The sequence below is a fragment of the Rheinheimera sp. genome, from assembly GCF_020217005.1.
GTDB lineage: Bacteria > Pseudomonadota > Gammaproteobacteria > Enterobacterales > Alteromonadaceae > Pararheinheimera.
This window is the reverse complement of sequence record NZ_JAIWOI010000287.1, coordinates 1-10000: the sequence shown is the minus strand read 5'-3', so window position 1 is coordinate 10000 and position 10000 is coordinate 1. Positions and strand designations below refer to the sequence as shown.

Below are 10000 nucleotides of genomic sequence, written 5' to 3'. Positions count from 1 at the left end.
AATGGCCGAAGCAATAAAAGCCAATCCGCGGAATTTTATTGCCCAGCCGACTCTGGCCTTATCCACGGCCCCCACTTTATGTGACGGCGTACTGGAACCAAGGCACCTGGATTTACGACCCTTTATTTTGCAGGGCCGGGATTTGTATTGCACCACTGGTGGATTAAGCCGGGTGGCGCTGAAAAAAGGCTCTTTGGTGGTCAATTCGTCGCAAGGCGGCGGTAGCAAAGATACCTGGATCATCAACGATGAGGTCTGATTTATGTTATTAAAATCTCTGGATCATATATTCTGGTTAGGTCGTTATCTGGAGCGACTGGACGATACGGCCCGTTTAATTAATGCCACCAGCCATTTGCTGATCGATAGCCACAAAGACAGCCAGTTCAGTTGGTCTTTGTTATTGGATGTGCTGGGGCAGAATAGTGTTGAACTTTTGAGTCAGCTGCCTGCCAGCGATCTAACGCTAGAGCAGCAGGTGATGGGATTTTTAATTACAGATGCCAGTAGTCAGCTGTCAATACGAGCAGCCTGTAGCGCACTGAAACAAAATGCCAGAACAGTGCGGCAACTGATCCCCCGGGATATGTGGGAAGAGCTGAATTCACTGGATTTGTTTTTACAGGAGCATTGTCAGCAGTTGCAGGGACGTCAGCATAGATACCGGTTAATGACGGAGGTGAGCCGTCGTTGCCAAATGGTGGTTGGGGTATTGGACGGTACTATGCTGCGCAGTGATGCCTTTGATCTGTTCAATATAGGCCGGCATCTGGAGCGGGCTGATATGACGACCCGTATTATGGATGTGATGGTATTACAGCAGTTGCAGCCCACCGATATCAAGCGACCACGTTTTCGCTGGATTTCAATATTAAATGCTCTGGGCGGTGTCGAGTCTTATCACTACTATCTGGCGCATCAACATACCGAAGTGGATGCGGTGGACTACTTACTGACTTATGCTGACTTCCCTCGCTCCATCGCCTATTGTTTGCATAGAGTGGCGGCTTCAGCCAAAGCTTTGCCTCATGGCAGCGCTATTTTGCAAAGGGTCTGGTTGTTGCAAGACTTGTTAAAAACACAAAACTTAGCGGAATTGACGACGGGTCAGCTTCATCAGTTGATCGACCAACTTCAGACAGGGATTATTGAATTGCATCAGGTCATTAGCACACCACCACTGGAGTTTTCCTCAGAGCTCAGCCAGCAAATGTCGGCTTGAGGATGATAGTGCAAGATCAGATCTTCAACGAACAGCAGCTCTGGACAGAGTTGCCGCAGTGGCAGCAGTTGCAACTGTGGTGGCAGCAACAGGCTGAACCACAGCTGCTGCAGATGTATACCGAACTGCAGCATCAACTGCGGGAAAATGGCGCTACTTTTGATCCCTGGCTGGAACAGCAACGGCAGCTGGATTTAATGCCCTGGCTGATCAGCGATGCCGAATGGCAGCAGATCCAGGCGGGTATAAAACAGCGTCAATTGCTGCTGGCTCTGGTTCTGCAAGACTTATACGGGCCCCAATTGCTGTTACAGCAAGGATTATTGCCCTCTGAACTGATTTTTCAGAATAAAAACTATTTGTTGCCTTGCCATCAACTAGTACCTAATCACCAGCAGTGGCTGAGCTTGCTGGCGGTGGATATAGGCCGGGATAGCAAAGGCCAGTTTTGCGTCTATGCCGATCAGAGCCAAATGCCGGCAGGGCTGGGTTTTGTGTTAGAACACAGACTGGCGTTTAACCACTGTATCGGCGAGTTGAATCACAGCATAGGCAAGAGTCAGCTGGCCGGATTTTTCCGGAAACTGCAATTAGTATTCGCACAGGGCACTGGCCATACCGCCGAAGGGCGACGACCTCTTTGTGGTTTATTAACTCATGGCAAAAGGGACGCAGCGTATTTTGAACATGCTTTTTTAGCCAATTACCTGGACATAGCTTTGATGCACAGTGCTGATCTGATGTTTAAAGACGGCGCTTTATGGCTTAAAACAGTCACAGGTTTACAGCAGGTCGACAGCCTAATGCGGTATTTACCCGATGCTCGTTGTGATGCCCTGGAACTGGACCCGGATTCAACGGGCACTGCAGGTTTATTGCAAAGCATCCGCCAACAACAGTTGTTGTGTGCCAATCCGCCAGGAGCAGCCTTATTAGACTCTGGTGTGCTACTGCCTTTTCTACCGCAATTGTGCCGTGCGCTTTTGCAGGAAGAATTACAGTTGCCCAGCACAGCGGCGGTTTGGTGCGGTGATCCAGAAGGGTTACTACAGGTGTCGTCTGATGCCAAAGCCTTCAGGCTACGCCGGGTTGATACTGGCGAAAGCTGGCTCTGGGCTCAGTTGGATCCGATACAGCAACATCAGTTGCAACAGCAACTGTTGGCTGATCCCGGTCTTTATATTGCCATTCCTTTGTTGCCCTTAAGCACTGTGCCTTGCTGGAATGCCACTCAAGGCGAGCATCAACAGTATGGCGTGTTGCGGTTATTTGGTTTGTTATCCGAGCAGCATAGTCCGGCTGTGATGCCAGGCGCTTTGGCGCGTATCAGTCCGGATCCGCTTAGTTTGCAGCACCACTACACTATGGGGTTTGTTGCTAAAGATGTCTGGGTACTGGCTGATCAGGATCACGCGGTCAGCTTGCTGCAAAATACCCAAAAACGTATTTTGTTGTCACGTCACAGTGGCTTGTTACCCAGCAGGGTGGCCGACCATTTGTTCTGGCTGGGTCGTTATAACGAGCGATTGAATTTAGTCTGTCGGGCTTTACGTTATACGGTGCCGCTACTGACCAGTGCCGGAGTAAGCAGTCTTCAGGCCAGCGCAAGTCAGCACCATGACAGCAGAGCTTTAGTCCGGTTTTGTCTGCAGGCCAATGGCACTTTGCCTGACAGTGCAACTTTAAGTTCTTTACAGCAAACCAGCGCCTTACAGCAGTCGCTAAGTGAACTCTTTTCCCTGCAGCATCCGGCTGGTTTAGCACAAGTACTGAAAAATCTATTGTTTAATGCGCAGTCGGTGCGGGAATACTTCAGCGAAGATACCTGGTATGTGCTGGATAAATTACAACTGGCACTGACCCAATGGCCTCATCCGCTGAACTGGCAACAACCACAGCAAATGGTGCGTTTACTGGATGAAGTGATTTTACTGCAAACTGCTATTTATGGTCTGAATAACGAAACCATGAGCCGTACTCAAACACTGCGATTTATGGACCTGGGCCAGCATCTGGAAAGGGCATTACAAAGCGTCACTTTGCTGCAGGAAGTGTTTGTGTTTGAACAGGGCCATAGCTGCAGTGCCTCCCTGATGGAGTCCGTATTGCGGATGACAGATACGCTGATGACCTACAGGCGCCGCTATAAAACAGAATTACATCCGCTGGCTGTGATTGACTTACTGTTGCTGGACGACAGCACGCCACGCTCTGTTGGTTATCAGTGTGCCCGTCTTGCCAGTCAAATTCAGCAATTGCCTAAGCCAGGCGCAGCCGCTGTGCTGAGTCGTGAGCAAAAACTGGCTGTGGAGTTGGTGTCTTTGTTACAACTGGCTGAACCAGAGCACCTCTTTGATGACCAACTGATGGCGACACCAGAGCTGAGCCGATTGTTACAGCAGTTGCATACTGTACTGAGGCAATTGTCCGACAGCATCACACTGTCTTATTTTAGCCATGCCGAAGCTGGCACTTCCTGGCAGAGTTTTTAAATGGGCATTGATTTGAATTTCAGGCGGGCGGGGACGAGTCCCGCCCCTACAAGGTCAAACTTATGAAGTATCAGATCCGCCATCTGACCCGTTATTGTTATCAGCATCCTGTGGCCAATAGTTACAATCTGGCTTGTCTGCAGCCACGACAATTACCTGGTCAGGAGCTTTGTAGTTTCAGTCTGGACGTAGCACCCACAGCTTCTTCTGTTTATGCCAGAACAGATACTTTTGGCAATACTCAGCACTTTATCCACTTGCAACCTCCACATCAGCAATTGGCTGTAACTGCTTACTCTATGGTTGAGGTGTTGCCGCGACAGCAGAATCTGGCTTTGGATTTAACTCAGCCCTGGCCTCAAGCCGCAGCCTGTATTCACCAGCAGCAAAACTATTCGCCTGAGCAACTAAAGGCTTTGTTGTGCACAGGTGCAAGCCGGATGATCCCGCTGCTTGATGAAACGAAGGCTTTGATCCAGAGCATAGCCGACCCGAAGTTCACCGTCCTGCAGCTGGCAAAACAACTGACAGAGTTGATCTTCCTGCAGTTTGACTACGACCCAGAATTTAGCTCAGTCGTCACACCCGTGTCTGAAGTGTTGTTGCATAAAAAGGGCGTCTGTCAGGATTTTGCTCAACTGGCGATCAGCTGTTTAAGAGCTTTAGGTATACCCTGTCGCTATGTCAGTGGTTATCTGGAAACTTCACCACCACAAGGCCAGCCACGTTTAATAGGTGCAGATGCCTCACATGCCTGGTTTGCGGTTTACGATCCGGAACTGGGTTGGGTCGATTTTGACCCGACCAATAACCTGATGCCGGCAGAGCGCCATATTACCTTAGCTTATGGCCGTGATTATGCAGACGTAGTGCCATTAAAAGGCCTGTTGCAGGGCCATGGCGTGCATCAGTTAGAAGTGGAAGTGGACGTTGTGCCTGTCTGAATTGCACTGGCTTTACCTTGCTCTTTGTCTTGTAGCGGCGTCAAACCAAAGAACCTGCGGTATTCACGGCTGAATTGCGGCACGCTCTCGTAACCTACAGCAAAAGCAGCGCTGCCTGCTTTCAAACCTTCGGCACGCATTAAACGCCGTGCTTCTATCAGCCGTAACTGCTTCTGAAATTGCAGGGGGGATAAGGAAGTGACAGAGCGAAAGTGTTGATAAAAGGACGAAGGGCTCATGCCTGCCAGCGCGGCCAATTGCTCCATCTGCAGTGGCTGTCGGAATTCAGTCCGGAGCACAGCCACAGCTTTAGCGATTTGCCGGACATGACTGTCCTGATAACCAAGCCTCTGAATGGCCGCACCATGGCGTCCGGCTAACAACCAATAGTGCATCTCCCGCACCAGTTGTTTGTGCAGTATCGGCACAGATTCTGGTCTGTCTAATAAATTCATCAGACGCAAAGCGGCGTCGGCAACCAGCTGATCGGTAGGCTGAACCTGCACAGGATCCTGCGAACTTTGTCTGGGCTGTACCATCTGCTCTGTCAGTTCTGCTATGACACTCAAATCCAAATCCAGTACCAGTGAAATGTAAGGAGCGTCCGGGCTGGCTTGGGTAATTTGGCTGATAGTGGGCACATCGGCACTGATTAACAAGGAGTCTCCGGCACTAAAGTCAAAAACGTCAGAACCCATCACCACTTGTTTTTTACCCTGCAACACCAGGCAAACCAGCGGACGGGATATAGCATACTCCAACCCGCTCGGGCTATTCGAGCGAATAGTGGTCAGGCCCAAAATGGGCGTTTGTGCAAGACCATTGGGGTTGGCATAAGCCTCGACATAACGGCGCACAGTGTTTAACAATGCATCTTTCATGGTTGTAAATCTACTCTATCGGCAGAGTAAGTACCAAGGGCTTTGGAGAATTAAGCAAAAAATGCGTATCTTCCGGTAAATACCCTGCCGCCACTTTTCTTTAGTATGGCCTGGTCTTAAACCAGAGGAGAAACCACATGACTACAATCGCTTTAGTCACTGGAGCTAGTCGTGGCCTTGGCCGCAATACGGCACTGAACATTGCTCGTCGTGGCGCTGATGTCATTATTACTTATCAAAGCCGCGAACAAGAAGCGCAGGCCGTAGTGACAGAAATCCGCGGCATGGGACGCAAAGCTGTAGCTTTGCAGTTAGACACAGCCGCTGTTGCTGGTTTTGCCAGCTTTGCAGCCCGACTTCGCACTTTATTGGCTGACGTCTGGCAACGCGATACTTTTGATCATTTAGTCAATAATGCTGGTCATGGTGACTATGCCCTGATTGAGCACACTACAGAAGCTCAATTTGACCAGCTGGTGAATGTGCACTTTAAAGGGGTATTTTTTCTGACCCAAACCCTGTTGCCTTTGCTGGCAGATGGCGGTCGTATTGTGAATTTATCCACTGGTTTAACCCGGGTATCAGCGCCTGGCTGGGCGGCCTATGCAGCGGCCAAAGCTGCAGTAGAAATGCTGACGCTTTATATGGCTAAAGAGTTCGGCCCTCGTGGTATAGCGGTCAATACGGTTGCACCGGGAGCCATAGAAACAGACTTCTTTGGTGGTGCCGTTCGCGATACGCCGGACTTTAATAAGTTTTTCGCCGATATGACGGCGTTAGGCCGGGTCGGAGTTGCGGATGATATTGGCCCCATGGTGGCCAGTTTATTATCGGAAGATCTGCGTTGGGTCAATGCACAGCGTATTGAAGTGTCTGGTGGGCAGGGGATTTAACATAGTTACAGCTGCACCCATTTGTTATGCGGTGCAGCTATTTTATCTAAAGGCTCTGATTTAACCCTTTACTACAAACTATAATCCTGCGTCAGTTCATCATCGCCTTTTTCCAGCTCAAAACTGACGGTGTCACCATCAGAGCAGAGCTGCTGGATTTTGCATGGCACACCTTCAGGAGTCAGCTCCAGTAAACCTATCCCCGCAGCGTTGACCAGACGGCGACCTTTGGTTTCGCCTATGGGTTTGTGGTGAGTGATTTTCATCCGGCGTCTTTTGGTAAACCAGTTCAATGGTGAGCGCGAAGCGTAAAGCCAGCGGTTGGCTGTATCCAGGATAGCCAGTAGAGTGTGTGGAAACTCATTTTTCAGGCCACTGCTGGTGATTTGCCAAATTGACGGGCTTTGCTCTTTGTGGCGCAGTTTTACCTCAAAGACAAAACTGTAATGCACATCACCGGATAAAATGACAAAGTTGCGTGGTGTTTTTGGATGGCGGAATAAATTCAGTAGTGCGTAGGCAGAACCAGGATGAGTCATCCAGTTTTCAGCATCGACCATCAGAGGTTTACCAAAGCTGGTAAAAACTCGCTGAATAGTTTCAATCAGTTTGACGCCAAACACAGGGGCGGGGGAGACCAGCAATACAGCGTCATGCCCCAACAGTTGTTGCTGCAATTCAGTAATAGCTTCCCAATCCATTAAGCCCGAAGGTTTTTCCATCGATAGCTCAGAGCGCCAGCGCTGGGTTCTGGTATCCAGTACTAATAAAGGCGGCTGGGTTGGCCAGCTGTAATGCCATTCAGAGAATTTAAGCAAGCGAGTGATGCAGTCATCATGAGCTGCAGTACCTGGTTGGCTCAATGCTTGTTGGCACAAAGGCAGCAACCGTTGTACTTTCTCTGGCGCATTCCCCCAGCCTTGAAACAGCAAATATCCCATCAGTGCATTGCCAATAATACGGCGGGAAAAAGGATGCTCGTAGGCGGTTTTTTCCCACTCTGCAGTTAAATTCCAGTCGTCGGTAATATCGTGATCATCAAACATCATAGCCACAGGCAGGTGAGCCATTAAACGTCTGACCTGGCCTAAACCTGCTTTAAAGTCTGTCAGGTTTTTACAGTAGCTAGCGCAGCGCTTTTGCCGATCCGTACTAAAACGTGCAAGCAGCTCATCTGGCATTTGTAATTCCAGACCCTGCCAAGGCGCAGGCGACCAGACCAGCAGATACATCGAGAATACTTCGGCCATAGAGATCAGATGGTTGTGTGCACTGTCTGTGGTAAACACCGGCTTTTTGGCGCCCTGAAACAACTGTTTGAGGACCTGATAACTGGCTTCTGTGGCTGGCAGCAGTTTTTCACGTTGGTAGTAATAGGGCGTTTTGCTATGCAGTTCATGCGCAGAGCTTAAGGTTGCGCAAGGTAGCTGTTCATCGGCAAAATCCAGTTTGGCTATCAACTGATGAATGGCATACAGCATAGGTGCTGCCACATCGTCTGTGTAGACCTGATCGCCACTTAACATCAGCAAGGAAGGCCATTGCTCTGGTGCTGTGTCTTTGAGTTGCTGATCGGCACGGACTAGCGCATCACCCGAAGTAAAATGTGGTTTGCGACAGGAGCCATGCAATACTGAATGCACCTGCGGTTTGATGATAAAACCAGGTAAATCCCGACCCGGATAGACTAAGTCTGAGGCCCAATGCCGCCAATTTTGCCAGTCGCTGCTGCTGGTTTTTAACTGCAGATCATAACTAATCCAGTGGTTAACCGGCAGAGCTTCAGCCAATTCTACATCCAGAAAATACAGATACAATTGACCGGCTAGTTGGAGCTGCTGCACAAAAGGTAGCAGCTGATTTGCCTCAAACGGCAAAGCTTCGCCTTGTTCAGGTAGCAGTACAAGTTTCAGTGTTACAGGTTCAGAGGTGGCCAACCAAAGGCAGAACCTGTCTGGCGTCAGACGACGTAACAATGGGCCAGCCCAGACCAGAGGCGTTGTGTCAGTCACTGTAGCTAAACTCAATTCAGAAATAACAACACTCCTTTTTTAACCCATTTTTACAAGCGCTCTTTCAGTTGATACAACAAATCCAAAGCCTGACGGGCTGATAGCTGATCCGGATCCAGCTTAGCCAGTTGTTCCAGTATTGGATGAGGTTCGGCTTCGACAAACAATTGTTGTTGCAGCGGTTCTGTTGTTTTAGCCGCTGCTGGTGCTTTGGCACTGACCACAGATTGTTGTTCCAACTGAGCTAGTTTTTGTTTGGCTTTTTGGATCACCACCCGGGGTACACCGGCCAGCTGTGCTACCTGTAAACCATAACTTTTACTGGCAGCGCCGTCTTGCACCTGATGCATAAATACGATGTGTTCGTCGTGTTCGACCGCATCCAGATGAATATTGGCTAAGCCCTGCAACTGCGAGGCCAGTTCGGTCAGTTCAAAATAATGAGTTGCGAATAAGGTCATGGCTTTGAGTTGCTGCGCCAGGTATTCAGCGCAGGCCCATGCCAAAGACAAACCATCATAAGTGCTGGTACCTCGGCCTATTTCATCCATCAGCACTAAACTCTGAGCCGTCGCATGATGCAAAATAGTAGCGGTTTCTGTCATTTCCACCATAAAAGTAGAACGGCCTGAGGCCAAATCATCGGATGCACCCACCCGGGTGAATATGCGGTCGATAGGGCCTAAGACAGCGCGCTCAGCCGGTACAAAACTGCCTATATAAGCCATCAGGACGATCAGCGCGTTCTGGCGCATATACGTCGATTTACCACCCATATTTGGGCCTGTAATCATCAACATACGTCGCTCTGGCGACAGATTAAGTGGGTTGGCGATAAAAGGCTCCGTCATCACCTGTTCCACCACAGGGTGACGGCCTGCTTCAATTTGGATACCTGGCTCAGAAGTTAGCTCAGGTTGATGGTAGTTCAGCTGTTCAGCGCGCTCTGCGAAGTTGGTCAGCAAATCCAGTTCGGCCAAAGCTGCGGAAAGTTGCTGTAAATCAGCCAGATAAGGCGCTGTTAAATCAAATAACTCGTCGTAGAGCTGCTTTTCCAACGCCAAAGCTTTGCTTTGGCTGCCCAGTACCTTGTCTTCGTATTCTTTTAATTCAGGAATAATAAAACGTTCGTTGTTTTTTAAGGTTTGGCGGCGAATATAGTCCGCTGGCACCTGATCGGCAGCGCTGCGGCCAGTTTCAATGTAATAACCTGCTACTCTGTTAAAACCCACTTTGAGCGAGGCTATGCCGGTACGCTCTTTTTCACGTTGCTCCAGCCGCTCCAGATAATCCGTAGCGCCTGTTGCCAGTTCACGCCATTGATCCAGCTCAGCGTTATAGCCTGATGCTATTACGCCACCATCACGGATCAGCATAGGTGGAGTATCCACTATAGCGCGCTCTAATAAATCACACAGCTCTGGCAACGGCTGGCATTTAGCAGAGAGCTGCGCCAATAAAGGGCTATGTAACAGAGTCAGTTCAGGCGACAGCTCCGGCAATAACTGCAACGCAGCACGTAAACGCGAGAAATCACGGGGCCTTGCACTGCGCAG

At 49.7% G+C, this 10000-nt stretch carries 8 protein-coding genes; 5 read left to right on the top strand and 3 right to left on the bottom strand.

Annotated features, from left to right (window positions below):
* The 4 genes from LDL40_RS13980 to LDL40_RS13965 all read left to right on the top strand — a co-directional run.
* A partial coding sequence (locus tag LDL40_RS13980) for a circularly permuted type 2 ATP-grasp protein (RefSeq protein ID WP_300996003.1) occupies positions 1–259 on the top strand: 259 nt, incomplete at its 5' end.
* A gap of 3 nt (positions 260–262) precedes the next feature.
* Positions 263–1222: an alpha-E domain-containing protein gene (locus LDL40_RS13975; protein ID WP_300996002.1), complete on the top strand. Its 960-nt coding sequence runs from the start codon at positions 263–265 to the stop codon at positions 1220–1222.
* An 8-nt stretch (positions 1223–1230) separates the two neighbouring features.
* Positions 1231–3714: a circularly permuted type 2 ATP-grasp protein gene (locus LDL40_RS13970; protein ID WP_300996001.1), complete on the top strand. Its 2484-nt coding sequence runs from the start codon at positions 1231–1233 to the stop codon at positions 3712–3714.
* A gap of 62 nt (positions 3715–3776) precedes the next feature.
* Positions 3777–4658 carry a transglutaminase family protein gene (locus LDL40_RS13965; protein ID WP_300996000.1) on the top strand — a complete coding sequence of 294 codons (882 nt, stop codon included), beginning with the start codon at positions 3777–3779 and terminating at the stop codon, positions 4656–4658.
* On the opposite strand, the gene LDL40_RS13960 is transcribed toward LDL40_RS13965, so the two are convergent.
* Positions 4622–5539, bottom strand: a complete 918-nt coding sequence (locus LDL40_RS13960) for an AraC family transcriptional regulator (protein ID WP_300995999.1) — start codon at positions 5537–5539, stop codon at positions 4622–4624. The two genes, LDL40_RS13965 and LDL40_RS13960, sit on opposite strands and share 37 nt — an antisense overlap.
* 137 nt (positions 5540–5676) lie before the next feature.
* On the opposite strand from LDL40_RS13960, the gene LDL40_RS13955 reads away from it, so the two are divergent.
* Positions 5677–6432 (top strand): SDR family NAD(P)-dependent oxidoreductase, encoded by a 756-nt coding sequence (locus tag LDL40_RS13955; protein WP_300995998.1) that lies wholly within the window; start codon positions 5677–5679, stop codon positions 6430–6432.
* 71 nt (positions 6433–6503) lie between these two features.
* Here the strand turns inward: LDL40_RS13955 and LDL40_RS13950 are convergent, their stop codons facing one another.
* Both LDL40_RS13950 and mutS read right to left on the bottom strand, forming a co-directional pair.
* A complete protein-coding gene (locus tag LDL40_RS13950; protein ID WP_300995997.1) occupies positions 6504–8444 on the bottom strand; it encodes an alkaline phosphatase D family protein in 1941 nt (646 codons plus the stop codon).
* A 50-nt stretch (positions 8445–8494) separates the two neighbouring features.
* Positions 8495–10000, bottom strand: a 1506-nt coding sequence (gene mutS / locus LDL40_RS13945) for a DNA mismatch repair protein MutS (RefSeq protein WP_300995996.1), incomplete at its 5' end; no start/stop codon positions are given.

Excerpts from the sequence above, each read along its gene's own strand:
- LDL40_RS13965 (WP_300996000.1), top strand. The coding sequence starts at position 3,777 with ATGAAGTATCAGATCCGCCATCTGACCCGTTATTGTTATCAGCATCCT.
- LDL40_RS13955 (WP_300995998.1), top strand. The coding sequence starts at position 5,677 with ATGACTACAATCGCTTTAGTCACTGGAGCTAGTCGTGGCCTTGGCCGC.
- LDL40_RS13960 (WP_300995999.1), bottom strand. The coding sequence starts at position 5,539 with ATGAAAGATGCATTGTTAAACACTGTGCGCCGTTATGTCGAGGCTTAT.
- LDL40_RS13975 (WP_300996002.1), top strand. The coding sequence starts at position 263 with ATGTTATTAAAATCTCTGGATCATATATTCTGGTTAGGTCGTTATCTG.